General features: G+C 66.7%; 22 protein-coding genes. 20 read left to right on the forward strand and 2 right to left on the reverse strand.

The window, feature by feature from the left end; all coding sequences use genetic code 11:
• The first annotated feature begins 339 nt into the window (after positions 1 to 339).
• From HW466_RS21820 to HW466_RS21905, 18 genes are all read left to right on the forward strand, one after another.
• A complete protein-coding gene (locus HW466_RS21820) occupies positions 340 to 4,356 on the forward strand; it encodes a DUF3683 domain-containing protein (RefSeq protein WP_059506842.1) in 4,017 nt (1,338 codons plus the stop codon).
• Between the two features lie 87 nt (positions 4,357 to 4,443).
• Complete coding sequence (locus HW466_RS21825; protein WP_059447871.1) at positions 4,444 to 4,887, forward strand: HIT family protein; 444 nt, start codon at positions 4,444 to 4,446, stop codon at positions 4,885 to 4,887.
• Positions 4,884 to 5,297, forward strand: coding sequence for a gamma-butyrobetaine hydroxylase family protein (locus tag HW466_RS21830; protein ID WP_011886002.1), 414 nt, complete (start codon positions 4,884 to 4,886; stop codon positions 5,295 to 5,297). The genes HW466_RS21825 and HW466_RS21830 overlap by 4 nt, the downstream gene beginning before the upstream one ends.
• Positions 5,298 to 5,349: 52 nt before the next feature.
• Positions 5,350 to 6,081 carry a bifunctional demethylmenaquinone methyltransferase/2-methoxy-6-polyprenyl-1,4-benzoquinol methylase UbiE gene (gene ubiE, locus HW466_RS21835; RefSeq protein WP_044846838.1) on the forward strand — a complete coding sequence of 244 codons (732 nt, stop codon included), beginning with the start codon at positions 5,350 to 5,352 and terminating at the stop codon, positions 6,079 to 6,081.
• Positions 6,082 to 6,122: 41 nt separating this feature from the next.
• Positions 6,123 to 7,154, forward strand: coding sequence for a Tim44 domain-containing protein (locus tag HW466_RS21840; protein ID WP_059506840.1), 1,032 nt, complete (start codon positions 6,123 to 6,125; stop codon positions 7,152 to 7,154).
• A gap of 162 nt (positions 7,155 to 7,316) precedes the next feature.
• Positions 7,317 to 7,943, forward strand: a complete 627-nt coding sequence (locus HW466_RS21845; protein WP_059506839.1) for a ubiquinone biosynthesis accessory factor UbiJ — start codon at positions 7,317 to 7,319, stop codon at positions 7,941 to 7,943.
• A gap of 12 nt (positions 7,944 to 7,955) precedes the next feature.
• Complete coding sequence (gene ubiB / locus HW466_RS21850) at positions 7,956 to 9,533, forward strand: ubiquinone biosynthesis regulatory protein kinase UbiB (RefSeq protein WP_059773094.1); 1,578 nt, start codon at positions 7,956 to 7,958, stop codon at positions 9,531 to 9,533.
• 17 nt (positions 9,534 to 9,550) lie between these two features.
• On the forward strand, positions 9,551 to 10,177 hold the full coding sequence (locus HW466_RS21855) for a class I SAM-dependent methyltransferase (RefSeq protein WP_174905862.1): 627 nt from the start codon (positions 9,551 to 9,553) through the stop codon (positions 10,175 to 10,177).
• 95 nt (positions 10,178 to 10,272) lie between these two features.
• Positions 10,273 to 10,599 carry an FmdB family zinc ribbon protein gene (locus tag HW466_RS21860; protein ID WP_174905866.1) on the forward strand — a complete coding sequence of 109 codons (327 nt, stop codon included), beginning with the start codon at positions 10,273 to 10,275 and terminating at the stop codon, positions 10,597 to 10,599.
• A gap of 61 nt (positions 10,600 to 10,660) precedes the next feature.
• Positions 10,661 to 11,311 (forward strand): DUF502 domain-containing protein, encoded by a 651-nt coding sequence (locus tag HW466_RS21865; protein ID WP_059447864.1) that lies wholly within the window; start codon positions 10,661 to 10,663, stop codon positions 11,309 to 11,311.
• A 67-nt stretch (positions 11,312 to 11,378) separates the two neighbouring features.
• Positions 11,379 to 13,181, forward strand: a complete 1,803-nt coding sequence (gene aspS, locus HW466_RS21870) for an aspartate--tRNA ligase (RefSeq protein ID WP_151004833.1) — start codon at positions 11,379 to 11,381, stop codon at positions 13,179 to 13,181.
• Positions 13,182 to 13,337: 156 nt separating this feature from the next.
• Entirely contained in the window at positions 13,338 to 13,832 is a 495-nt protein-coding gene (nudB, locus tag HW466_RS21875) for a dihydroneopterin triphosphate diphosphatase (RefSeq protein WP_059545349.1), read from the forward strand.
• Positions 13,829 to 15,103: a cardiolipin synthase ClsB gene (clsB, locus tag HW466_RS21880; RefSeq protein ID WP_059447861.1), complete on the forward strand. Its 1,275-nt coding sequence runs from the start codon at positions 13,829 to 13,831 to the stop codon at positions 15,101 to 15,103. Before nudB ends, clsB begins: the two co-directional genes overlap by 4 nt.
• A 199-nt stretch (positions 15,104 to 15,302) precedes the next feature.
• The gene (locus tag HW466_RS21885) at positions 15,303 to 15,902 is read left to right on the forward strand and encodes a TetR/AcrR family transcriptional regulator (RefSeq protein ID WP_006751498.1); all 600 of its coding nucleotides are present in this window, start codon (positions 15,303 to 15,305) and stop codon (positions 15,900 to 15,902) included.
• A 57-nt stretch (positions 15,903 to 15,959) separates the two neighbouring features.
• Positions 15,960 to 17,747 carry an acyl-CoA dehydrogenase C-terminal domain-containing protein gene (locus HW466_RS21890; protein ID WP_151004831.1) on the forward strand — a complete coding sequence of 596 codons (1,788 nt, stop codon included), beginning with the start codon at positions 15,960 to 15,962 and terminating at the stop codon, positions 17,745 to 17,747.
• 113 nt (positions 17,748 to 17,860) lie between these two features.
• Positions 17,861 to 20,296, forward strand: a complete 2,436-nt coding sequence (locus HW466_RS21895) for a 3-hydroxyacyl-CoA dehydrogenase/enoyl-CoA hydratase family protein (RefSeq protein WP_059773102.1) — start codon at positions 17,861 to 17,863, stop codon at positions 20,294 to 20,296.
• A 70-nt stretch (positions 20,297 to 20,366) separates the two neighbouring features.
• The gene (locus HW466_RS21900) at positions 20,367 to 21,566 is read left to right on the forward strand and encodes an acetyl-CoA C-acyltransferase (protein ID WP_059447858.1); all 1,200 of its coding nucleotides are present in this window, start codon (positions 20,367 to 20,369) and stop codon (positions 21,564 to 21,566) included.
• Positions 21,567 to 21,656: 90 nt separating this feature from the next.
• A complete protein-coding gene (locus tag HW466_RS21905; protein ID WP_151004829.1) occupies positions 21,657 to 22,424 on the forward strand; it encodes an enoyl-CoA hydratase in 768 nt (255 codons plus the stop codon).
• 21 nt (positions 22,425 to 22,445) lie between these two features.
• Here HW466_RS21905 and fdhD read toward each other — a convergent pair whose 3' ends face one another.
• A complete protein-coding gene (gene fdhD / locus HW466_RS21910; protein WP_167358003.1) occupies positions 22,446 to 23,276 on the reverse strand; it encodes a formate dehydrogenase accessory sulfurtransferase FdhD in 831 nt (276 codons plus the stop codon).
• Between the two features lie 114 nt (positions 23,277 to 23,390).
• Between fdhD and HW466_RS21915 the strand changes: the two genes are divergently transcribed.
• Complete coding sequence (locus HW466_RS21915) at positions 23,391 to 23,873, forward strand: nitrate reductase associated protein (RefSeq protein ID WP_059447856.1); 483 nt, start codon at positions 23,391 to 23,393, stop codon at positions 23,871 to 23,873.
• A 28-nt stretch (positions 23,874 to 23,901) separates the two neighbouring features.
• On the opposite strand, the gene HW466_RS21920 is transcribed toward HW466_RS21915, so the two are convergent.
• On the reverse strand, positions 23,902 to 24,297 hold the full coding sequence (locus HW466_RS21920) for an acyl-CoA thioesterase (RefSeq protein ID WP_006485741.1): 396 nt from the start codon (positions 24,295 to 24,297) through the stop codon (positions 23,902 to 23,904).
• 175 nt (positions 24,298 to 24,472) lie between these two features.
• Here HW466_RS21920 and HW466_RS21925 point away from each other — a divergent pair, with 175 nt between their 5' ends.
• Positions 24,473 to 26,344, forward strand: coding sequence for an ABCB family ABC transporter ATP-binding protein/permease (locus tag HW466_RS21925; RefSeq protein ID WP_059545357.1), 1,872 nt, complete (start codon positions 24,473 to 24,475; stop codon positions 26,342 to 26,344).
• Positions 26,345 to 26,453: the final 109 nt, after the last annotated feature.

Raw genomic sequence — 26,453 nt, forward strand, 5'->3', positions numbered from 1 at the left:
CCACGACCTGTCCGGCGTCTCACAGGCGGGCCGATCATGGGTTAGAATTCCGTTTTGAATCAAGGATCGGAAGATGCAGAGGCACCCTCGGATCGCCCCGTTGAAGCCGACGCCGCGCGCAGCCAGCCCCGCGGCGGAGCGGCATGCGCGCCGCGCGCGATCGTGCTGATGGCTCCGAGTGCCGCCAGGCTTTGCCGGCCGGAAGCGGTGAGTCCCGACCCGCTCCCGCCCGATGCGAGATAGTCGCGCGCCTGGCACCAGAACAGATTTCCCCAAGATTGCGCCCACGCGCTTGCCGACGCCCGTGCACGGTGTATCGGCCCTCCGAGTCGTCCGAACATGAACGCACCACAAGTTTTCGATCCGCATGGCGCGGCCGCCGCCGTCGCCGCCGACCCCGCGCCCCGTCTGCGCGAGATTCCCTACAACTACACGTCCTTCTCCGACCGCGAGATCGTGATTCGCCTGCTCGGCGAGGAGGCGTGGTCGGTGCTCGACGAGCTGCGCGCCGAACGCCGCACGGGCCGCTCGGCGCGGATGCTGTACGAAGTGCTCGGCGACATCTGGGTCGTGCGCCGCAACCCGTACCTGCAGGACGATCTGCTCGACAACCCGAAGCGCCGCGCGCTGCTGATCGAGGCGCTGAACCACCGCCTGACCGAGATCGGCAAGCGCCGTCGCGCCGATCTGACCGAGCATCGCGACGACGCGGGCCGTGAACGTGCCGGCCGCGTCGAGATGCTCGAGGCCGCCGCGCAGCGCGCGGTCGACGAGTTCGCCGACGAATTCGACAAGATGGCCGACCTGCGCCGCCGCGCGACCAAGGCGCTCGGCCGCTGCACGCAGAAGGACAACATCCGCTTCGACGGGCTGTCGCGCGTGTCGCACGTGACCGACGCGACCGACTGGCGCGTCGAATACCCGTTCGTCGTGCTGACCCCCGATACCGAAGCCGAGATCGCGGGCCTGATCAAGGCGTGCTTCGAGCTCGGCCTGACCGTGATCCCGCGCGGCGGCGGCACCGGCTACACGGGCGGCGCGGTGCCGCTCACGCCGTTCTCCGCCGTGATCAACACCGAGAAGCTCGAACAGCTCGGCGCGGTCGAGCTCACCGAGCTGCCGGGCGTCGCGCACAAGGTGCCGACGATCTTCTCCGGCGCGGGCGTCGTCACGCGCCGCGTGACCGAAGCGGCCGAAGCGGCCGGCTACGTGTTCGCGGTCGATCCGACCTCCCTCGACGCATCGTGCATCGGCGGCAACGTCGCGATGAACGCCGGCGGCAAGAAGGCCGTGCTGTGGGGCACCGCGCTCGACAACCTGGCCTGGTGGCGGATGGTCGATCCGGACGGCAACTGGCTCGAAGTCACGCGCCACGAGCACAACCAGGGCAAGATCCACGACATCGCGGTCGCGCGTTTCGAGCTGAAGTGGTTCGACGGCGCGTACGCGCCGGGCGAGAAGCTGCTGAAGACGGAGATGCTCGAGATCGAAGGCCGCCGGTTCCGCAAGGAAGGCCTCGGCAAGGACGTCACCGACAAGTTCCTCGCCGGCCTGCCGGGCGTGCAGAAGGAAGGCTGCGACGGGCTGATCACGTCCGCGCGCTGGGTGCTGCACAAGATGCCCGCGCACACGCGCACCGTCTGTCTCGAATTCTTCGGCCAGGCGCGCGAGGCGATCCCGAGCATCGTCGAGATCAAGGACTACCTGTTCGAAACATCGAAGCAGGGCGGCGCGATCCTCGCGGGCCTCGAGCACCTCGACGAGCGCTACCTGCGCGCGGTCGGCTACGCGACCAAGAGCAAGCGCAACGCATTCCCGAAGATGGTGCTGATCGGCGACATCGTCGGCGACGACGCCGATGCGGTCGCGCACGCGACGTCCGAAGTGGTCCGGATGGCGAACGGCAAGAGCGGCGAAGGCTTCGTCGCGATCAGCGCGGAGGCGCGCAAGCGCTTCTGGCTCGACCGCAGCCGCACGGCCGCGATCGCGAAGCACACCAACGCGTTCAAGATCAACGAAGACGTCGTCATTCCGCTGAACCGGATGGGCGAGTACACCGACGGCATCGAGCGGATCAACATCGAGCTGTCGCTGAAGAACAAGCTGCAACTCGTCGACGCGCTCGAGGCGTTCTTCCGCGCCGGCAACCTGCCGCTCGGCAAGACCGACGACGCGAACGAGATCCCGAGCGCCGAGCTGCTCGAGGATCGCGTGCAGCAGGCGCTGGAGCTGCTCAAGCGCGTGCGCGCGCGCTGGGAATTCGTGCGCGACCGGCTCGACCAGCCGCTGCGCGAGGCACAGCACTACCTCGTGCAGCTTGGCTACGAAGCGCTCGCCGAGAAGTTCGCCGATCGCGCCGACGAACAGCCGGGCGCGACCGTCTTCCACGTCACGCAGGACCGCACGGTCCGCATCTCGTGGAAGCAGGAGATCCGCGCGGAGCTGCGCGCGATCTTCAACGGCGGCGCGTTCAAGCAGATCCTCGACGAAGCGCAGGCGATCCACAAGCGCGTGCTGCGCGGCCGCGTGTTCGTCGCGCTGCACATGCACGCGGGCGACGGCAACGTCCACACCAACATCCCGGTCAACTCCGACAACTACGAGATGCTGCAGGACGCGCACGCGGCGGTCGCGCGCATCATGAAGCTCGCACGCTCGCTCGACGGCGTGATCTCCGGCGAACACGGGATCGGCATCACGAAGCTCGAGTTCCTGACCGACGACGAGATCGCCGAATTCCGCGCGTACAAGCAGCGCGTCGACCCGAACGGCCGCTTCAACAAGGGCAAGCTGCTCGACGGCGCCGACCTGCGCAATGCCTACACGCCGAGCTTCGGCCTGATGGGCTACGAGTCGCTGATCATGCAGCAGTCCGACATCGGCGCGATCGCCGATTCGGTGAAGGACTGCCTGCGCTGCGGCAAGTGCAAGCCGGTGTGCGCGACGCACGTGCCGCGCGCGAACCTGCTGTACAGCCCGCGCAACAAGATCCTCGCGACCTCGCTGCTGGTCGAGGCGTTCCTGTACGAGGAGCAGACGCGCCGCGGCGTGTCGATCAAGCACTGGGACGAGTTCAACGACGTGGCCGACCACTGCACGGTGTGCCACAAGTGCGCGACGCCGTGCCCGGTGAAGATCGACTTCGGCGACGTGACGATGAACATGCGCAACCTGTTGCGCAAGATGGGCAAGAAGAAGTTCAACGCCGGCAATGCGGCGGGCATGTTCTTCCTGAACGCGACCAATCCGCAGACGATCAACGCCGCGCGCACCGTGATGATGGGCGTCGGCTACAAGGTGCAGCGCTTCGCGAACGACATGCTGAAGAAGGTCGTGACGAAGCAGACCCAGCACCCGCCGGCGACCACCGGCAAGCCGCCCGCCGTCGAGCAGGTGATCCACTTCGTCAACAAGAAGATGCCGGGCAACCTGCCGAAGAAGACGGCGCGCGCGCTGCTCGACATCGAGGACAACAAGATCGTGCCGATCATCCGCAACCCGAAGTCGACGACCGTCGATTCGGAAGCGGTGTTCTACTTCCCGGGCTGCGGCTCCGAGCGGCTGTTCTCGCAGGTCGGGCTCGCCACGCAGGCGATGCTGTGGGAGGCGGGCGTGCAGACCGTGCTGCCGCCGGGCTACCTGTGCTGCGGTTATCCGCAGCGCGGCTCGGGCCAGTACGACAAGGCCGAGAAGATCGTCACCGACAACCGCGTGCTGTTCCACCGGGTCGCGAACACGCTGAACTACCTCGACATCAAGACGGTGGTCGTGTCGTGCGGCACCTGCTACGACCAGCTCGCAGGCTACGAATTCGACAAGATCTTCCCGGGCTGCCGGATCATCGACATCCACGAGTTCCTGCTCGAGAAGGGGATGAAGCTCGATGGCGTCACGGGCACCCGCTACATGTATCACGACCCGTGCCATACGCCGATCAAGACGATCGACCCGGTGAAGCTCGTCAACGAGCTGATGGGCACGGAGAAGGACGGCTACAAGATCGAGAAGAACGACCGCTGCTGCGGCGAATCGGGCACGCTGGCGGTTACGCGTCCGGACGTGTCCACGCAGGTCCGCTTCCGCAAGGAAGAGGAAATCCGCAAGGGCGCGGCGAAGCTGCGCGCGATTCCCGTGGTGGCCGGCGACGCGCCGGCACCGGCCGCGAACGGCCCGGACGTGAAGATCCTGACGAGCTGCCCGTCGTGCCTGCAGGGCCTGTCGCGCTACAACGAGGACGCGAACCTCGAGGCCGACTACATCGTGGTCGAGATCGCGCGCCAGGTGCTCGGCGAGAACTGGATGGCCGACTATGTCGCACGCGCGAACAATGGCGGGATCGAGCGCGTGCTGGTCTAATGCGGGCATGACGCCCGCCCGGCCGGGCCAGGAATGAGAGCGGGCGCCGGTGCGGCAGCGCCGGCGCCCGTGCACATGGGAGCGACGATGGAATGCGTGTTTTGCCGTGAAGACGGCGGCGAGGTGCTCTGGCAGGACGATGCGCTGCGCGTCGTGCTGGCGACGGGCGAGCACGACTACCCGGGTTTCTGCCGGGTGATCTGGGGCGCGCACGTGGCCGAGTTCTCCGATCTCGGCGAGCCCGAAAGGGCACATTTGATGCGCGTGGTGTACGCGGTGGAGCGGGCCGTGCGCCGCGTGATGCAGCCGAACAAGGTGAATCTCGCGAGCCTCGGCAACATGGTGCCGCACGTGCACTGGCACGTGATCCCGCGCTTCTCCAACGACGCCCATTTCCCGCAGCCCGTGTGGGCGCCGCGCCAGCGCAGCGTGTCCGAGGCGCTGTTGCGCTCGCGCGCGGCGCAGGCCTCGCTGCTGCACAATGCGGTGCGCGAGGAAATTCAACAGATGACCGATTCGAGGCAGCCATGAGCGGTTTGACTTCCACGACGCCGATTCCGTCCGGCGTCGTCGTGCACGCGGTGTCGCGCGTGCTCGAATTGCAGTACCCGAACGGCGAGAGCTACCGGATTCCGTTCGAGCTGATGCGCGTCTACTCGCCGTCGGCCGAGGTGCGCGGCCACGGGCCGGGCCAGGAGACGCTGCAGACGGGCAAGCGCGAGGTGACGATCACCGCGCTCGAGGGCGTGGGCAACTACGCGCTGCAGCCGACGTTCTCCGATGGCCATTCGACCGGCATCTACTCGTGGGATCTGCTGTACGAACTGGCGACGCAGCAGGACGCGCTGTGGCGCGACTATTTCGACAAACTGAAGGCGGCGGGCGTCGAGCGCGACGCGCCGATGCAGGCGGCCCCCGCGCCGCACGGCCACTGCCACTGAAATCGACGGCGCCCGCTCGGCGCCGTCTTGCCATTTACTGAGGATCAACGCGATGAGCAAAACCCACTTCGGCTTCGAAAGCGTCGAGGAAACCGAAAAAGCGAAGAAAGTGGCGGGCGTGTTCCATTCGGTCGCGAGCAACTACGATCTGATGAACGACCTGATGTCGGCCGGCATGCACCGCGCGTGGAAGGCGTTCACGATCGCGCAGGCGAACGTGCGCCCCGGCTTCAAGGTGCTCGACATCGCGGCCGGCACGGGCGACCTGACCAAGGCGTTCGCGAAGGCAGCGGGCCCGACGGGCGAGGTCTGGCACACCGACATCAACGAATCGATGCTGCGCGTCGGCCGCGACCGGCTGCTCGACAAGGGCATCGTGACGCCGTCGCTGCTGTGCGACGCCGAGAAAATTCCGTTTCCCGACAACTACTTCGATGTGGTCACGGTCGCGTTCGGGCTGCGCAACATGACGCACAAGGACGCCGCGCTCGCCGAGATGCGCCGCGTGGCGAAGCCGGGCGGCCGCGTGATGGTGCTCGAATTCTCGAAAGTCTGGGATCCGCTGAAAAAAGCGTACGATCTGTATTCTTTCAAAGTATTACCGTGGCTTGGCGACAAGTTCGCGAAAGATGCTGAAAGTTATCGGTATCTTGCTGAATCTATCCGGATGCACCCCGATCAGGACACGCTGAAGACGATGATGGAACAAGCGGGCCTCGACGCCGTCAAATATTACAATTTGTCAGGTGGCGTGGTAGCGTTACACCTAGGAACCAAGTACTAAGGGGTTCTTTCCATACATTCGCCTTACATCTGGAGAAGCTGATGTCCGAATCGCGTTCGCTGTTCAACCGTAGCAAGCCGTCGAAGCCGTGGGCTCGACGGGTCGGCACGCTGCTGATGGTCGGCCTGCTCACGGCCGGCACGTTCGCATCGCTCGACGCCGAAGCCAAGCGCATGGGCGGCGGGCGCAGCATCGGCCGTCAAAACTCCACCGTCACGCAGCGCCAGGCCACGCCGCCCGCGCAGCAGCCGATGCAGCAGGCCGCGCCGGCGCAGGCGCAGCGCGCGAACCCGGCCGCACCGGCGCCGGCCGCGCAGCCCAACCGTTCGCGCTGGCTCGGGCCGATCGCCGGTCTCGCGGCCGGTCTCGGCATCGCGGCGCTGCTGTCGCACTTCGGCCTCGGCGGCGCATTCGCGAGCATGATGGCGAACGTCATCGTGATCGCGCTGCTCGCGATGGTCGGCATCTGGCTGATCCGCAAGTTCATGAACCGCCGCCGTCCGCACGAGCCGGCGTACTCGGTGGGCGGTTCGGCATCGTCGTCGGGCGGCTATTCGCAGAGCCCGTCGTTCCAGCAGGGCGCCGGCAGCAGCTATGCGGGCAGCGGCAGCAGCTATGCGAACGAAGCGCAAGGCGTGTTCGGTGGTGGCGCGGCCGCCGCGGGCGCGGCCGGCGCGATGGCCGCTGCGCCGCTGCAGGTGCCGGCCGGCTTCGACACCGAAGCGTTCCTGCGCAGCGCGAAGGTCTACTTCGTGCGGCTGCAGGCAGCCTGGGATCAAGGCAACCTGGCCGACATTCGCGAGTTCACGACGCCGGAAATGTTCGCCGAGATCAAGATCGACCTCGACTCGCGCGGCAACGAGGCGAACCAGACCGATGTCGTGCAGCTCGACGCGGAACTGGTCGCGATCGAGGATCGCGGCATCGAGCAGTCGGCGAGCGTGCGTTTCCACGGGTTGATCCGCGAATCGGCGAATGCGTCGGCGGCGCCGTTCGACGAGGTGTGGAACCTGTCGAAGTCGGGCAGCCAGGGCTGGCTGCTCGCGGGTATCCAGCAGATCAACACGCACTGAGCGTGACCGGCGGCCGGCTTGCCGGCTGCCCGGGCGACGGCCGCCGCGCTGCGACCGCTTGCCGCCCGGGTGTGCGGTTGGCCGCGGTCTGCCGACGATCCGACGTTACAATAGAAACCCGCGTGGGCGCCCGGCCTGCGCGGGTTTTTCTTTCCCAGCCCGATGACCTTTGCCGCCAAGCCTTTTGCTGCTGCTGTCAATCACCTGCTCGCGCGCGAATCGTGGGCGCGCGATCGCCTGATTCCCTATGCGGGCAAGACCGCCCGGCTCGACGTGCCGCCCGTCACGCTCACGCTGCTCGTGCAGCCCGACGGTTATCTTTCCGCGGTGGAAGCGCACGACGCGCAACACGTCGACGTGTCGATCGCCCTCGCGGGCGACACCGTCGCCGCATTCCTGCAGGGCGGCCAGGCGGCCGTGATGAAGCACGTGAAGATCGACGGCGACGCGGAGTTCGCGACGCAAATCGCGAAGCTGGCCGAGCATCTGCGCTGGGAACCCGAGGAAGATCTCGCGAAGCTGGTCGGCGACGCGGCGGCGCACCGAATCGCGACGGTCGTGCGCGACGCCGGCGCGCGCGCGCGCCGCACCGGCCGCAATGTGCTCGATTCCGTCGCCGAGTACTGGCTCGACGAGAACCCGCAAGTCGTTCGTCGCACGGTGCTCGGCGGCTTCGACGCCGAACTGGCGCGGGCGCGCGATGCGCTCGCGCGGGTCGAGAAACGGGTCGAGCGACTCGAACAAAAAATCGGCGCGCGCACGGGCTCCGGCCCGCGCGGCGCGCACTGAGGGCCGCAGGGCATGCGCATTTTCCGTTTCATCAAGATTGTCTACACCGTCATCCGCTTCGGCCTCGACGAAGTGATGCTGTCGCGGATCGACGACCGGCGCGTGAAGCTGCTGCTGCGGATCACGACGATCGGCCGCCGCTATTCCGATCCGCCCGCCGTGCGGCTGCGTCACGCGCTCGAAAGCCTCGGCCCGATCTTCGTGAAGTTCGGGCAGGTGCTGTCGACGCGCCGCGATCTGCTGTCGGTCGATTTCGCGAACGAACTCGCGAAACTGCAGGACCAGGTGCCGCCGTTCGATTCGGCGGTCGCGATCGCGATCATCGAGAAGTCGCTCGGCGCGCCGGTCGACGAGCTGTTCGACGAATTCGAGCGCGAGCCGGTCGCGAGCGCGTCGATCGCGCAGGTGCATTTCGCGAAGCTGAAGCAGGGCCAGCATGCGGGCAAGGCCGTCGCGGTCAAGGTGCTGCGCCCGAACATGCTGCCGGTGATCGATTCGGACCTCGCGCTGATGCGCGACATCGCGACGTGGACGGAGCGCATGTGGGCGGACGGCCGGCGCCTGAAGCCGCGCGAAGTCGTCGCCGAATTCGACAAGTACCTGCACGACGAGCTGGACCTGATGCGCGAGGCCGCGAACGGCAGCCAGCTGCGCCGCAACTTCGCCGGCCTCGACCTGCTGCTCGTGCCCGAGATGTTCTGGGATTTCTCGACGTCGCAGGTGCTCGTGATGGAGCGCATGACCGGCGTGCCGATCAGCCAGGTCGAGACGCTGCGCTCGGCCGGCGTCGACATCAAGAAGCTCGCGCGCGAAGGCGTCGAGATCTTCTTCACGCAGGTGTTCCGCGACGGGTTCTTTCATGCGGACATGCACCCGGGCAACATCCAGGTGAGCCTCGATCCGAACACGTTCGGCCGCTATATCGCGCTCGATTTCGGGATCGTCGGCGCGTTGTCGGATTTCGACAAGAACTACCTCGCGCAGAACTTCCTCGCGTTCTTCAAGCGCGATTACCACCGCGTCGCGACGCTGCATCTGGAATCGGGCTGGGTGCCGCCCGAGACGCGCGTCGAGGAGCTCGAAAGCGCGATCCGCGCGGTGTGCGAACCTTATTTCGACCGCGCGCTGAAGGACATCTCGCTCGGCCAGGTGCTGATGCGCCTGTTCTCGACGTCGCGCCGCTTCAACGTCGAGATCCAGCCGCAGCTCGTGCTGCTGCAGAAGACGATGCTCAACGTCGAAGGGCTCGGCCGTTCGCTCGATCCCGAGCTCGACCTGTGGAAGACGGCGAAACCGTATCTCGAGCGCTGGATGACCGAGCAGATCGGCCTGCGCGGCTGGTACGAGCGCTTCAAGGTCGAGGCGCCGCAGTGGAGCAAGACGCTGCCGCAACTGCCGCGCCTGATCCACCACGCGATGGCGGCGCGCCACGACGCGCCGCGTGCGGCGAGCGAAGATCTGATGCGTCAGATTCTCGTCGAGCAGAAGCGGACGAACCGGCTGCTGCAGGCATTGCTGATCTTCGGCCTTGCCGTCGGCGTCGGGGCGCTCGTCGCGCGCGTGCTGCTCGCGCTCGCGTACGGCGCATGACCGAAGGGAGCCGAGCGATGTCCGAACCCAAACAACCGTCCGCGCCGAGCGCCGCCGATTTCGCGACGCGCGACCCCGGCAACGCCGCGTTCTGGGACGAGCGTTTCGCACGCGGCGTGACGCCCTGGGAGTTCGGCGGCGTGCCCGACGGGTTTCGCGCGTTCGCACAGCGGCGCGAGCCGTGCGCGGTGCTGATTCCCGGCTGCGGCAGCGCGCGGGAAGCCGGCTGGCTCGCGCAGGCCGGCTGGCCGGTGCGTGCGATCGATTTCTCGGCGCAGGCGGTGGCGGCCGCGAAGGCGCAGCTCGGCGCGCATGCGGACGTCGTCGAGCAGGCCGATTTCTTCGCGTACCGACCGCCGTTCGACGCGCAGTGGGTGTACGAGCGCGCGTTTCTGTGCGCGCTGCCGCCGAGCCTGCGCGCGGGCTATGCGGCGCGGATGGCCGAATTGCTGCCGGCCGGAGCGTGGCTGGCCGGGTATTTTTTCGTGACGACGAAACCGAAGGGGCCGCCGTTCGGCATCGAGCGCGCGGAACTCGATGCGCTGCTCGCGCCGCACTTCGAACTGGTCGAGGATCTGCCGGTGACCGATTCGCTGGCCGTGTTCGAGGGGCACGAGCGCTGGCTTACGTGGCGCCGCCGCTGAAGCCCGGGCATCGCAGCCGTTGCCGGAGTGCGCCGGGGTTTCGGCTATAATTCAAGGTTTTGCAAGCCGTTTCCAGTTTCTGCGGGAAAAATATCATGCCGATCTACGCCTATCGATGCGAAGCGTGCGGTTTCGCGAAGGACGTGCTCCAGAAGATGAGCGACGCGCCGCTGTCGCGGTGCCCCGAATGCGGGAAGGACACTTTTCGCAAGCAGGTGACCGCCGCCGGCTTTCAGCTGAAGGGCTCCGGCTGGTATGTCACCGATTTCCGCGGCGGCTCGGGCGGCACCAGCGCGCCGGCGACGGCATCCGGCGACGCGGCGGCAGCGCCGGCGGCAGCCGCACCCGCTGCCGCGAGCTCTGAAAGTACGACGACGAGCGCCGCGCCCGCCCCGGCTGCGACGCCCGCCGCCGGCAGTTGACCGTCGCGGCCCGGTCGGGCCGCGACCAACCCGCGCTTCCGGCGCGGTTCATTGACGGCAGATGATGAAAAAGACGACCCTGAAAACGGTGTTCCTGACCGGCCTGCTGGTTCTCGTTCCGCTCGCGATCACGCTGTGGGTGCTCGGCCTCATCATCGGCACGATGGACCAGACGCTGCTGCTGTTGCCCGAATCGTGGCAACCGGAGCGGATGCTCGGCTTCCATCTGCCGGGGATCGGCGCGGTGCTGACGCTCGCGTTCATCTTCGTCGTCGGGCTGGCCACGCAGAATTTCATCGGCCAGAAGCTCGTCACGTGGTGGAACGCGGTCGTGCGTCACATCCCGGTCGTCGGGCCGATCTACACGAGCGTCAAGCAGGTATCGGACACGCTGCTGTCGAGCAGCGGCAACGCGTTCCGCAAGGCGCTGCTGATCGAATACCCGCGGCGCGGCTCGTATACGATCGCGTTCCTGACGGGCGCGCCCGGCGGCGACGTGGTCAACCATCTGACGGAAGAGTACGTGAGCGTGTACGTGCCCACGACGCCGAACCCGACGTCGGGCTTCTTCCTGATGCTGCCGAAGAGTGAAGTCATCGAACTCGACATGTCGGTCGATGCCGCGCTCAAGTACATCGTCTCGATGGGCGTCGTGGCGCCTCCGGCGCCGATTCCGGCGCCCGCCCGCCGTCCCGTCGAGCCGCCGCTGTAAGTAAAGAATCATCGCCCGGGCCGCGCGTTGCGGCACCCGTTGATCAAACCGAACGAAAGCAAACATCATGTCGATGCGTACTGAATACTGCGGTCTCGTGACCGAACACCTGCTGGGCCAAACCGTGTCGCTGTGCGGCTGGGTGCAGCGCCGCCGCGATCACGGCGGTGTGATCTTCATCGACCTGCGCGATCGTGAAGGCCTCGTGCAGGTGGTGTGCGACCCGGATCGTGCCGAAATGTTCGCGACCGCTGAAGGCGTGCGCAACGAGTTCTGCGTGCAGATCAAGGGTCTCGTGCGCAACCGTCCGGAAGGCACGGTCAACGCCGGCCTGAAGAGCGGCAAGATCGAAGTGCTGTGCCATGAGCTGATCGTGCTGAACGCGTCGATCACGCCGCCGTTCCAGCTCGACGACGACAACCTGTCGGAAACGACGCGCCTCACGCACCGCGTGCTCGACCTGCGCCGTCCGCAGATGCAGCACAACCTGCGCCTGCGCTACCGCGTCGCGATCGAGGCACGCAAGTACCTCGACGAGCAGGGCTTCATCGACATCGAAACGCCGATGCTGACGAAGAGCACGCCGGAAGGCGCGCGCGACTACCTCGTGCCGTCGCGCGTGAACGCGGGCCAGTTCTTCGCGCTGCCGCAGTCGCCGCAGCTGTTCAAGCAGCTGCTGATGGTCGCGAACTTCGACCGTTACTACCAGATCACCAAGTGCTTCCGCGACGAAGACCTCCGCGCCGACCGTCAGCCGGAATTCACGCAGATCGACTGCGAGACGTCGTTCCTCGGCGAGCAGGAAATCCGCGATCTCTTCGAAGACATGATCCGTCACATCTTCAAGAAGACGATCGACGTCGAGCTCGACGCGAAATTCCCGGTGATGCCGTACTCGGAAGCGATGGCGCGTTTCGGTTCGGACAAGCCGGACCTGCGCGTGCAGCTCGAATTCACCGAGCTGACCGACGCGATGAAGGACGTCGACTTCAAGGTGTTCAGCACGCCGGCCAACGCGAAGGACGGCCGTGTCGCGGCGCTGCGCGTGCCGAAGGGCGGCGAGCTGTCGCGCGGCGACATCGACGGTTACACGGAATTCGTGCGCATCTACGGCGCGAAGGGCCTCGCATGGATCAAGGTCAACGAAAAGGCGAAGGGTCGCGACGGCCTGCAAAGCCCGATCGTCAAGAACCTGCACGACGCGTCGATCGCGGCGATCCTCGAGCGCACCGGTGCTGAAGACGGCGACATCATCTTCTTCGCGGCCGACCGCGCGAAGATCGTCAACGACAGCCTGGGCGCACTGCGCCTGAAGATCGGCCATTCCGAATTCGGCAAGGCGAACGGCCTCGTGCAGGCTGGCTGGAAGCCGCTGTGGGTCGTCGACTTCCCGATGTTCGAATACGACGACGAAGACGCGCGCTACGTCGCCGCGCACCACCCGTTCACCAGCCCGAAGGACGAGCACCTCGAGTACCTCGAGACGGATCCGGGCCGCTGCCTCGCGAAGGCGTACGACATGGTCCTGAACGGCTGGGAAATCGGCGGCGGTTCGGTGCGTATCCACCGTGAGGAAGTGCAGAGCAAGGTGTTCCGCGCGCTGAAGATCGGTGCGGAAGAGGCGCAGCTCAAGTTCGGCTTCCTGCTGGACGCGCTGCAGTACGGCGCGCCGCCGCACGGCGGTATCGCATTCGGCCTCGACCGCATCGTCACGATGATGGCCGGTGCCGACTCGATCCGCGACGTGATCGCGTTCCCGAAGACGCAGCGTGCGCAGGATCTGCTCACGCAGGCACCGAGCCCGGTAGACGAGCGTCAGCTGCGCGAGCTGCACATTCGTCTGCGCCAGCCGGAACAGCCGAATGCGTAACGCGTGTCACAGGTCGTGTGCGCGGTGACGCGTGCGCGACATCCAGCGAAAAAGGCGCCGTGGTGCGCCTTTTTCGTTTTTTGCGGTACAGTCGCAGCACTTGCCGTACGTTCCGGCACAGGCCCGGCGCCCGGCCCTGTGCCGCATGAAACAAAGATGACGAAGCCGCCGAAAATCCCCGAATCCGTTCTCGTCGTGATCTACACGCCCGAACTCGACGTGCTGGTGATCAAGCGTGCCGACCAGCCCGATTTCTGGCAATCGGTGACCGGATCGAAGGACGCGCTCGACGAGCCGCTCGCGCTCACGGCCGCGCGCGAAGTCGCCGAGGAAACCGGCATCTCGGTCGGTACGCACGACGTGCCGGCCACCGCGCTGGTCGACTGGCACCACCGGATCGAATACAGCATCTATCCGCAATACCTGCATCGCTATGCACCGGGCGTCACGCGCAACGTCGAGCACTGGTTCGGCCTGTGCGTGCCGCGCCGCGTCGACGTGACGCTGTCGCCGCGCGAGCACGTCGACCATGCGTGGCTGCCGTACCGCGAAGCGGCCGCGCGCTGCTTCTCGCCGTCGAACGCCGAAGCGATCCTGCAATTGCCCGTGCGCGTGTCGCTCGCGCGGGCGCCGCACGGCTCGTCCGCATGAATGCGGAAACCCGCAAGCGCTTCGCGCAGTTGCGGCAGATGTTCCTGCAGGAGCGCGGCTCCGCGTCGCGGCTCGCGTTCACCGCCGGCAACACGGTGCGGCTCTGCGAGACCGGCGCCGAATTCTTCCACGCGCTGATCGAACGGATCGATGCGGCGCGCGAGCAGGTGATGCTCGAAACCTACATCTTCTGTGACGACGCGGCCGGCCGCCCGGTGTCGGATGCGCTGATCCGCGCGGCGCAGCGTGGCGTGCGCGTGCGCGTGATCACCGACGGTGTCGGCACCGCGCGCCTGCCGCTGTTCGATACGTGGGCCGGTGCAGGCGTCGAGCACTGCATCTACAACCGTTACCTGTTCGGCCGTTTCGGCTTCTCGCGCACGCACCGCAAGCTCGCGGTGATCGATCACGCGGTCGCGTTCTGCGGCGGCATCAACATCGTCGACGACTACGCGCAGGGCAGCGCGACACTGCCGTTTCCGCGCTGGGATTTCGCGGTCGAGATGGCCGGGCCGGTGGTGTCGGACGTGCGTGCCGCGTTCGAACTGCAGTGGCATCGCATCCAGTTCGGCCACAAGCCATATGCCCAGTACGCGGCCGGGCTGCACGGCGGCGAAGCGTTCCCGGACATGTTCCGGCGCTGGATGCGCAGCCACCGGTGGATCAAGGCCGGTGCGCTGCGGGTCGTGACGGAGCCGAGCGTCGCGTTCGTCGCGCGCGACAATGTCGTGAACCGCCGCGCGATCGAGAAGGCGTATCTCGCCGCGATCGGCCAGGCGCGCCAGCGAATCCTGCTCGCGAATCCGTATTTCATGCCGGGCCGCAAGCTGCGCCGCGCGCTGACGGGTGCCGCACGCCGCGGCGTCGACGTGCGGGTCCTGATCGGCCGCAACGAGTTCACGGCGCTCGATACGGCCGTGCCGTTCCTGTATCACGCGCTGCTGCGCGCGGGCGTGCGCGTGGCGGAATACGACAAGACGATCCTGCACGGCAAGGTGGCGGTGATCGACGACAACTGGGCGACCGTCGGCTCGTCGAACCTGGACGCGCTGAGCCTGATGCTGAACAATGAGGCGAACGTCGTGCTGGTGCGCTACGATGCAATCACCAACGAACTGCGCGATGCGATCGCGGCCGCGTTCTCCGAAGGCCGCGAAATCGACGCCGCCCGGTATGCCGCGCGGCCGCGCATCGAGCGCATGCTGAACTGGCTCGCGTACAACACGTACCGCATCGTGATGAAGGCGCTGACGGTCGGCGGTTACGACTGATTCCGACTAAGCATTCGCTTCAAAAATCCGTCCGCACGTTCGTGCGGAAAAGCCGCTCCGGTCCCGCCGGAATCGCGCAAAATAGCGGCTCGGTTAGACACCGGTTTCTAATAATTTCCTTGTTTCGCGAGCGGCCGCACTCAATAATAGTACGGCCGTTCGATTTTATTCGAACCCCCGAACGGTTACAGAAATAGCTATGCGAAAAGGCGAACAGACGCGTGCCGCGATACTCGAAGCTGCTTTGGACCTCGCCAGCCGTGACGGGCTGGAGGGGCTGACGATCGGCCTGCTGGCCGAGCGCATGCAGATGAGCAAGAGTGGCGTGTTCGCGCACTTCGGATCGCGCGAGGACCTGCAGGTCGAGGTCGTGCGCGAGTATCACCATCGTTTCGAGAACGAGGTGTTCTTTCCGAGCCTGCGCGAGCCGCGAGGCTTGCCGCGCCTTCGGGCGATGCTGGCCCGCTGGACGGAGAAGCGCATCCAGGAGGTGACGACGGGATGCATCTACATCAGCGGTGCCGTCGAGTACGACGACCGGCCTGACAGCCCCGTGCGCGAGCAGTTGATCGCGAGCGTGACGGCCTGGCGTGCCGCGATGCTGCGTGCCATTTCGCAGGCGAAGGAAGAAGGCCATCTGCGTGCGGATACGGATCCGGACCTGATGCTCTTCGAGTTGTACAGCTTCACGCTCGGCCTGCATCACGACGCACGATTCCTGCATTCGCCGGATGCCGTGCGCCTCACGTGGGCCGCGCTGGAAAAGACGATCGTTTCGTATCAGAGCGAGAGCCGTTAGCGGCGCGTGATCCGCCCGCCAGGAGCTCGAGCCGTTTGCCCACCTTTGGAGAGAGTCATGGGACAGTACGCCGCGCCGCTGCGCGACATGCAATTCGTGTTGCACGAGCTTCTGAACGTCGAAGCCGAGGTCAAGCAAATGCCGCGGCATGCGGACCTCGACGCCGACACGATCAACCAGGTCCTCGAGGAAGCGGGCAAGTTCTGCTCCGAGGTACTGTTCCCGCTGAACCAGGTCGGCGACCGCGAAGGTTGCACGTATGAAGGCGACGGCGTCGTGAAGACGCCGACCGGGTTCAAGGAAGCGTATCAGCAATACGTCGAGGCCGGCTGGCCGGCGCTCGGCTGCGATCCGGACTTCGGCGGCCAGGGCCTGCCCGCGTTCGTGAACAACGCGCTCTACGAAATGCTGAACTCGGCGAACCAGGCATGGACGATGTATCCGGGCCTGTCGCACGGCGCATACGAATGCCTGCACGCGCACGGCGCGCCGGAACTGCAGCAGCGCTACCTGCCGAAGCTCGTGTCGGGCGAATGGACGGGCACGATGTGCCTGACCGAGCCGCACTGCGGCACCGACCTCGGCATCCTGCGCACCAAGGCCGAACCGAACGGCGACGGCTCGTACTCGATCAGCGGCACGAAGATCTTCATCTCGAGCGGCGAGCACGACATGTCGAAGAACATCATCCACCTCGTGCTCGCGCGCCTGCCGGACGCACCGCAAGGCACGAAGGGGATCTCGCTGTTCATCGTGCCGAAATTCATTCCGGACGCATCGGGCGAGCCGGGCGAGCGCAACGGCATCAAGTGCGGCTCGATCGAGCACAAGATGGGCATCCACGGCAACTCGACGTGCGTGATGAACCTCGACAACGCGACGGGCTGGATGGTCGGCGAGCCGAACAAGGGCTTGAACGCGATGTTCGTGATGATGAACGCCGCGCGTCTGGGCGTCGGCATGCAGGGCCTCGGCCTGACGGAAGTCGCGTACCAGAACTCGCTGACGTACGCGAAGGAGCGCCTGCAGATGCGTTCGCTGACGGGCCCGAAGGCACCGGACAAGCCGGCCGACCCGATCATCGTGCATCCGGACGTGCGCCGCATGCTGCTCACGCAAAAGGCCTACGCGGAAGGCGCGCGCGCGTTCACGTACTGGTCCGCGCTGCAGATCGACAAGGAGCTGTCGCACGCCGACGAAGCGGTGCGCAAGGAAGCGGCCGACCTCGTCGCGCTGCTCACGCCGATCATCAAGGCATTCCTGACCGACAACGCGTTCGAGTCGACCAACCATGCGATGCAGATCTACGGCGGCCACGGCTTCATCTCCGAGTGGGGCATGGAGCAGTACGTGCGCGACGCGCGGATCAACATGATCTACGAAGGCACGAACTCGATCCAGTCGCTCGACCTGCTGGGCCGCAAGGTGCTCGGCGACATGGGCGCGAAGCTGAAGAAGTTCGGCAAGCTCGTCACCGAATTCGCGGAAGCCGAAGGCGTGAAGCCGGAGATGGCCGAGTTCATCAATCCGCTCGCCGACATCGGCGACAAGGTGCAGAAGCTGACGATGGAAATCGGCATGAAGGCGATGCAGAACCCGGACGAAGTCGGCGCCGCGGCCGTGCCGTACCTGCGCACCGTCGGCCATCTGGTGTTCTCGTACTTCTGGGCGCGCATGGCGCGCATCGCGCTCGACAAGGAAGCGTCGGGCGATCCGTTCTACAAGTCGAAGCTCGCGACGGCCCGCTTCTATTTCGCGCGCCTGCTGCCCGAGACGGCGGCGACGATCCGCGCCGCGCGCGCCGGCTCGAAGACGCTGATGGAAGTCGACGAATCGCTGTTCTGACGCGAGTCCGGGCGGTGCGCGCCGCGCGCCGCCCGAACGCAACGGTTCCTGGTACTCACTTCGCCGTGCAGCCCTCACAACCCGTGCTGCACGACATTATCCGGAGACATCCCGTGAGCAATTTCCTGATTCGCAAGGTCGCCGTGCTGGGCGCCGGCGTGATGGGCGCGCAGATCGCCGCGCACCTCGTCAACGCGCGCGTGCCGGTGCTGCTGTTCGACCTGCCGGCCAAGGAAGGCCCGAAAAACGCGATCGCGCTGAAGGCGATCGAGAACCTGAAGAAGCTGTCGCCCGCGCCGTTCGGCGTGAAGGACGACGCGAAATACCTCGAAGCCGCGAACTACGAGGACGACATCGCGAAGCTCGCCGAGTGCGACGTCGTGATCGAGGCGATCGCCGAGCGGATGGACTGGAAGCACGACCTGTACAAGAAGGTCGCGCCGCACATCGCGCCGAATGCGATCTTCGCGACCAACACGTCGGGCCTGTCGATCACGAAGCTGTCCGAAGGTTTCTCGGACGAGCTGAAGGCGCGCTTCTGCGGCGTGCACTTCTTCAACCCGCCGCGCTACATGCACCTGGTCGAGCTGATCCCGACCGCGCATACGCGTCCGGAAATCCTCGACCAGCTCGAGACCTTCCTGACGAGCGTCGTCGGCAAGGGCGTCGTGCGCGCGAAGGACACGCCGAACTTCATCGCGAACCGCGTCGGCATCTTCTCGATTCTGGCCGTGATCACCGAGGCCGCGAAGTTCGGCCTGCGCTTCGACGAAGTCGACGACCTGACGGGCAGCCGCCTCGGCCGCGCGAAGTCGGCGACGTTCCGCACCGCGGACGTGGTCGGCCTCGACACGATGGCGCACGTGATCAAGACGATGCAGGACAACCTCGCCGACGATCCGTTCTTCCCGGTCTACCAGACGCCCGCCGTGCTCGCCGAACTGGTGAAGCAGGGCGCGCTCGGCCAGAAGACGGGCGGCGGTTTCTACAAGAAGGAAGGCAAGGCGATCAAGGTGCTCGACGCGAAGACGGGCACCTACGTCGATTCGGGCGCGAAGGCGGACGAGACCGTCGGCCGCATCCTGAAGCGCCCGCCGGCGGAGCGCCTGAAGCTGCTGCGTGAAACGGACCATCCGCACGCGCAATTCCTGTGGTCGATCTTCCGCGACGTGTTCCACTACATCGGCGTGCACCTCGAGTCGATCGCCGACAACGCGCGCGACGTCGACCTCGCGATCCGCTGGGGCTTCGGCTGGAACGAAGGCCCGTTCGAAGGCTGGCAGGCCGCCGGCTGGAAGCAGGTCGCCGAGTGGGTGCAGGAAGACATCGCGGCCGGCAAGGCGCTCGCGAACGTGCCGCTGCCGTCGTGGGTCCTCGAAGGCCCGGTCGCAGAGAAGGGCGGCGTGCACACGGCCGAAGGCTCGTGGGCGCCGGCGTCGAAGCGCTTCGTGCCGCGTTCCGATCTCGCCGTCTATCGCAAGCAGGTGTTCCGCGCGCCGCTGCTCGGCGAAGCGGGCGCCGATCCGAAGACGTACGGCAAGACGCTGTTCGAAACCGACGCGGTGCGTGCGTGGGTCGACGATCGTGCGGGTGAAGACGACGTCGTGATCGTGTCGTTCAAGTCGAAGATGAACACGATCGGGCCGAGCGTGATCGACGGCCTCGTGCAAGCGATCGAGCTCGCGGAGAAGGATTACAAGGGCGTGGTGATCTGGCAACCGACGTCGCTGAAGCTCGGCACGCCGGGCGGCCCGTTCTCGGCCGGCGCGAACCTCGAGGAGGCGATGCCCGCGTTCATGATGGGCGGTGCGAAGGGCATCGAGCCGTTCGTGAAGAAGTTCCAGGAAGGCATGCTGCGCGTGAAGTACGCGAACGTGCCGGTCGTCGCGGCCGTGTCGGGCATCGCGCTCGGCGGCGGGTGCGAGCTGATGCTGCACAGCGCGAAGCGCGTCGTGCACGTCGAGAGCTACATCGGTCTGGTCGAAGTGGGCGTCGGCCTCGTGCCGGCGGGCGGCGGCCTGAAGGAAGCGGCGCTGCGCGCGGCGGATGCGGCGACGGCCGCGAACGCGACGACCGACATCCTGAAGTTCGTCACGAAGTCGTTCGAGAACGCGGCGATGGCGAAGGTATCGTCGTCGGCGCACGATGCGCGCGCGATGGGCTACCTGAAGCCGTCCGACACGATCGTCTTCAACGTGTTCGAGCTGCTCGATACCGCGAAGAAGGAAGCGCGTGCGCTCGCCGACACCGGCTATCGCGCGCCGCTGCGCGCGAAGGACGTGCCGGTGGCGGGCCGCTCCGCGATCGCGACGATCAAGGCATCGCTCGTCAACATGCGTGACGGCCGCTTCATCAGCGACCACGACTTCCTGATCGCGAGCCGCATCGCGGAAGCCGTGTGCGGCGGCGACGTCGAAGCCGGCAGCCTGGTCGACGAGCAGTGGCTGCTCGCGCTCGAGCGCCGCGCGTTCGTCGAGCTGCTCGGCACGCAGAAGACGCAGGAACGGATCATGGGCATGTTGCAGACCGGCAAGCCGGTGCGTAACTGAGCGAGCGGACAACTTTGCACGGGACCGGAGCGCGCTTCGAAGGCTGCGCTTCGTCCGACAGGAGTTTGAAATGAGCAAACAATTGCAAGACGCATACATCGTCGCCGCCAGCCGCACGCCGATCGGCAAGGCTCCGCGCGGTGTCTTCAAGAACACGCGCCCGGACGAGCTGCTGGTTCACGCGATCAAGTCGGCGGTCGCGCAGGTGCCCGGCCTCGACACGAAGGTGATCGAGGACGCGATCATCGGCTGCGCGATTCCCGAAGCCGAGCAGGGCCTGAACGTCGCGCGCATGGGCGCGCTGCTCGCGGGCCTGCCGCAGACGGTCGGCGGCGTGACGGTCAACCGCTTCTGCGCGTCGGGCATCACGGCGCTGGCGATGGCGGCGGACCGCATCCGTGTCGGCGAATCGGACGCGCTGCTCGCGGGCGGCTGCGAATCGATGAGCATGGTGCCGATGATGGGCAACAAGCCGTCGATGTCGCCGCACATCTTCGATCGCAGCGAGGATTTCGGCATTGCCTACGGGATGGGCCTGACGGCCGAGCGCGTCGCCGAGCAGTGGAAGGTGAGCCGCGAAGACCAGGATGCATTCTCGGTCGAGTCGCACCGCAAGGCGCTCGCCGCGCAGCAGGCCGGCGAGTTCGGCGACGAAATCGCCGCGTACACGATCACCGAGCGTTTCCCGAACCTCGCGACCGGCGAAGTCGACGTGAAGACGCGCGAGATCAAGCTGGACGAAGGTCCGCGCGCGGATACGTCGCTCGAAGGCCTCGCGAAGCTGCGCACGGTGTTCGCGAACAAGGGCTCGGTGACGGCCGGCAACAGCTCGCAGACGTCGGACGGCGCGGGCGCGCTGCTGGTCGTGTCGGAGAAGGTGCTCAAGGAATTCAACCTGACGCCGCTCGCGCGCTTCGTGAGTTTCGCGGTGCGCGGCGTGCCGCCGGAAATCATGGGCATCGGCCCGAAGGAAGCGATCCCGGCCGCGCTGAAGGCCGCCGGCCTGAAGCAGGACGATCTCGACTGGATCGAGCTGAACGAGGCATTCGCCGCGCAGTCGCTGGCGGTGATCCGCGATCTCGGCCTCGACCCGTCGAAGGTCAACCCGGTCGGCGGCGCGATCGCGCTTGGCCACCCGCTCGGCGCGACCGGCGCGATCCGCGCGGCGACCGTGGTGCACGGCCTGCGCCGGCGCAACCTGAAGTACGGGATGGTCACGATGTGCGTCGGCACCGGCATGGGTGCGGCGGGCATCATCGAACGCCTGTAAGCGGAGCGCGACAGTAGCGATCACGGTGCGCGAGCCACGAGCTTGCGCACCGTTTTTCATTCCGGAAGAAGAAAGTCAAAGGAGACGGTTGTGGCCGAAATTCAAGTGGAGTGCGCCGACGGCGTGATGACGATCACGATCGCCCGCCCGGCGAAGAAGAACGCGCTGACGGCGGCGATGTACCAGACGATGGCCGATGCGCTCGCCGACGCGCAGGAGGACAAGGCGGTCCGCGTGATTCTGCTGCGCGGCAGCGACGGCAACTTCAGCGCGGGCAACGATCTCGAGGATTTCCTGAAGTCGCCGCCGAAGGACGAGAACGCGTCGGTATTCCAGTTTCTCGCACGCATCAGCGGCGCGGCCAAGCCGATCGTCGCCGCGGTGCCGGGCATCGCCGTCGGCGTCGGCGTGACGATGCTGCTGCACTGCGATCTCGTCTATGCGGCCGACACCGCCGCGTTCTCGCTGCCGTTCGCGCAGCTCGGGCTGTGCCCGGAAGCCGCATCGAGCGTGCTGCTGCCGCGTCTGGCCGGCCATCAGGTCGCCGCCGAGAAGCTGCTGCTCGGCGAAGCGTTCGACGCGCTGGAAGCGCACCGCATCGGCATCGTCAACCGGGTGCTGCCGGCCGCCGAGCTCGACGCATTCGCGGCGAAGCAGGCCGCGAAACTCGCGGCGCTGCCGGCGTCGTCGCTGCGCGTGACGAAGGCGCTGTTGAAGGAGACGGGCGGGGTGGGCGTTGCCGAGCGGATGAAGGAGGAGGCCGGCCACTTCTCCGCGATGCTGCGTGCGCCGGAAGCACGCGAGGCGATGACCGCGTTCTTCGAGAAGCGCAAGCCGGATTTCCGTCAGTTCGACTGACGCCGCGATCGGACGGCCGGCTCAGGCCGTGCCGTAATCGACGTGGCCGGTTTCGCGGCAGAAACTGACCAGCCGCAGGCCGGCCGCCTTCGCGATCTCGATCGCGAGCGACGACGGCGCGGAGATCGTCGCGACCATCGGGATGCCGACCCGCGCCGACTTGCGCACCAGCTCGTAGCTCGCGCGGCTCGACAGGAACACGAAGCCGTCGGTTGCGTCCGCACGCGCGAGCACGAGCGAGCCGATCAGCTTGTCGAGCGCGTTGTGGCGGCCGACATCCTCGAACGCCATCCGGATCGCGCCCGTTGCGTCGCACCATGCGGCCGCGTGCAGGCCGCCGGTGAGACGCGTGAGCGCCTGGTGCACCGGCAGCGCATGGGCCGCGCGCGCGAGCGCATCGGGCGCGAGGCGCGCGAGGAAACCGGTGTCGGGCACGCGCTCGGGCGCGAGATCGAGCAGGTCGATGCTCTCGATGCCGCACACGCCGCAGCCGGTCCGGCCCGCGAGCGCGCGGCGGCGGTCCTTCAGCGCGGCGAACGCCTGCTGGACGACCTCCAGATGCACTTCCGCGTGCGGCAGCGGCGCGTCGGCGTGCAGGATCACCTCGATGTCCTTGATGTCGCTGCCGCGCTCGACGATCCCTTCCGAGATCGCGAAGCCGACCGCGAACGCCTCGAGGTCGCGCGGCGTGCACATCATCACCGCGTGCGAGATGCCGTTGAAGACCAGCGCGACCGGCCATTCCTGGCCGACGTAGTCGTGCGCGGTTTCGACGGCGCCGCCGCGCGTGCGGCGCACGGACAGCTCGATCGCGCCGCGCGGTTCTTCTGTTTCAGTCGGATTCACGAGCACTCCCGTTGATTCGATGCATGTGCGGCGACGATCGCGTGCGCCGCTTGCGCGCAGAGGTTCTAAAATACCTCAGGCAGGCCGGCCGCGCCGGCATCCGCCACTCAGGTAACGACCATGGGACTCAGCGACGCTCCGCTGCTATTCGATTTCGAACACGATTCGTCGGAAAACCTGACGTACATCCCGATGATCGTGCGTTTCAATCTCGACCGTTTCGGTCTGCGCATTTCCCTGGAGCAATGGCAGTTGCTGCCGCTCGAGGACCGCAAGCTGCTCGCGCGCTTTCCGGCCGACGACGACACCGCGATCGAGCCCAATTTCGATCACGCGCTGTTCGAAATGCTGCGCACGCACGCCGATCTCGAACCGTCGTGGTTCCAGCCGGACGAGCAGCCGAGCTGGCGTGTGACCGACTCGGTGCCCGACGCGCTCGTGCAGCAGAGCGCGCTGGCCGGGCTGCCGGCGCCCGCGCTCGCGCAGTGGCAACGGCTCGCGCCGTTCCAGCGCTACGTGCTGATGAAGCTGTCGCGCAAGCCGACGCTCAATCACGACTTCGTGCCCGCGATGCGCGAATTCGGGCTGACGGCCACCCACTGACGGGCCGCGCGCGGCGCCGCGGCGTGGATCAGAGCGGCGGCAGTTGCCGCGGCTTGCGGTCGGGGCCGGTCGCGACGTAGGTGAGCGTTGCTTCGGTGACCTTCACGACTTCGCCCATCAGGCGCATGCGCTGCGCGTACACCTCGACGTCGACCGTGATCGACGTGTTGCCGGTGCGCATGATCGTGGCGTAGAAGCTCAGCAGATCGCCGACGAACACCGGCTGCTTGAACACGAACGAATTGACCGCGACCGTCGCGACGCGGCCGTTCGCGCGCTGGCTCGCGGGGATCGAGCCGGCGATGTCGACCTGCGACATGATCCAGCCGCCGAACACGTCGCCGTGGACATTCGCGTCGTGCGGTTGCGGGACGACGCGCAGCGCGGGCTGTTTTTGCGGAAGTTCGAGGGTCGAATCGGTCATGGCGGAGGCTTTCATCCTGTAATAAGTGCGCCGCCACGCGCAGCCCGGCCGGCGAGGGCGCCGGCAGCGGCGCGTAGCGGCTTCTGCGACAATACAACGTTCGCAAATTGTACGAGAAAGCGGGCGAGCCGGCCGTCGCAGCAACGCGTGCCGCACCGCCGCCGATCCTTCCCCCATGCGCCGATATTCCGCTTCCGGCGAGCCCGCGCCGGCTCCGACCGGGCCTCGCAACGACTGGCAGACCATCCGGTCGCTGCTGCCGTACCTGACCACCTACAAATGGCGCGTCGCGCTCGCGCTCGGCTGCCTGATCGGCGCGAAGGTGGCGAACCTCGGCGTGCCGGTCGTGATGAAGCGCATCGTCGATCACTTGTCGGCCGTGCAGCAACTCACCGCGCTCGGGCGCGCGGAGCAATCGGCCGGCATCGTGCTCGCGGGCGGCGTCGGCCTGCTGGTCGTCGCGTATGCGCTCGTGCGGCTGTCGACGTCGCTCTTTACCGAGCTGCGCGAAATCCTGTTCTCGAAGGTCACCGAGAGCGCGGTGCGCCAGCTCGCGCTGCAGGTGTTCCGGCATCTGCACGGGCTGTCGCTGCGCTTCCATCTCGAGCGCCAGACGGGCGGCATGTCGCGCGACATCGAGCGCGGCACGCGCGGCATCCAGCAGCTGATTTCCTATTCGCTGTACAGCATCCTGCCGACGCTCGTCGAGGTCGGGCTGGTGCTCGGCTTCTTCGTCGTGAAGTACGACGCGTACTACGCGTATGTGACGTTCGCGGCGCTCGTCACGTACATCGTGTTTACCGTGAAGGTCACCAACTGGCGCACGCACTTTCGCCGCACGATGAACGAACTGGATTCGCGTGCGAACTCGCGGGCGATCGATTCGCTGATCAACTACGAGACGGTGAAGTACTTCGGCAACGAGGAGTGGGAGGCGCAGCGCTACGACGAGAACCTGAAGCGCTACCGCAAGGCGGCGATCCGCTCGCAGAATTCGCTTTCGCTGCTGAACTTCGGCCAGCAGGCGATCATTGGCACCGGGCTCGTGTTCATCCTGTGGCGCGCGACGCAGGGCGTGCTGGCCGGCAAGCTGACGCTCGGCGATCTCGTGCTGATCAACACGTTCATGCTGCAGCTGTACATCCCGCTGAACTTTCTCGGCGTCGTGTATCGCGAGCTGAAGCAAAGCCTGACCGACATGGACCGGATGTTCGGGCTGCTGTCGGCCGCCAAGGAAGTCGCGGACGCGCCCGACGCGCGGCCGCTCGCGGTCGCCGGCGCGCAGGTTCGCTTCGAGCACGTGAACTTCGCGTACGAAGCATCGCGGCAGATCCTGCACGACGTGACCTTCACGATCGACGCGGGCACGACGACCGCCGTGGTCGGTCACAGCGGGTCGGGCAAGTCGACGCTGTCGCGCCTGCTGTTCCGCTTCTACGATCTGGACCGGCAGACAGGCGGCGCAATCCGGATCGACGGCCAGGACATTCGCGACGTCACGCAGGACTCGCTGCGCGCATCGATCGGGATCGTGCCGCAGGACACCGTGCTGTTCAACGATTCGATCTACTACAACATCGCCTACGGCCGGCCCACCGCGACCCGCGACGAAGTGATCGCGGCCGCGCGCGCCGCGCACATCCACGACTTCATCGAGAGCTTGCCGAAGGGCTATGACACGCCGGTCGGCGAGCGCGGGCTGAAACTGTCGGGCGGCGAAAAGCAGCGCGTCGCGATCGCGCGCACGCTGTTGAAGGATCCGCCGGTGCTGCTGTTCGACGAGGCGACGTCGGCGCTCGATTCGCGCTCGGAGCGCGCGATCCAGCACGAACTCGACCAGATCGCGCGGCACCGCACGACGCTCGTGATCGCGCATCGTCTGTCGACGGTCGTGCACGCGCAGCAGATTCTCGTGATGGATCACGGGCGCATCGTCGAGCGCGGCACGCATGATGAACTCGTGCGCGCGGACGGGCTGTATGCGCAGATGTGGGCGCTGCAGCAGCAGCGCGCGGCGGCGGGCGGGGAGGCGGCCGAGGCCGCGTGAGCGCGAGCGTCGATGCCGTGCGGCGCGGCGCGGGAACGGCCGTTTCGCCGGCGATTCGCGATCGGGCGGCGTTGGGCCGTCACGACCGGATGATCGCGCGTCGCGACCG

The sequence above is a fragment of the Burkholderia territorii genome, from assembly GCF_902833055.1.
GTDB lineage: Bacteria > Pseudomonadota > Gammaproteobacteria > Burkholderiales > Burkholderiaceae > Burkholderia > Burkholderia territorii.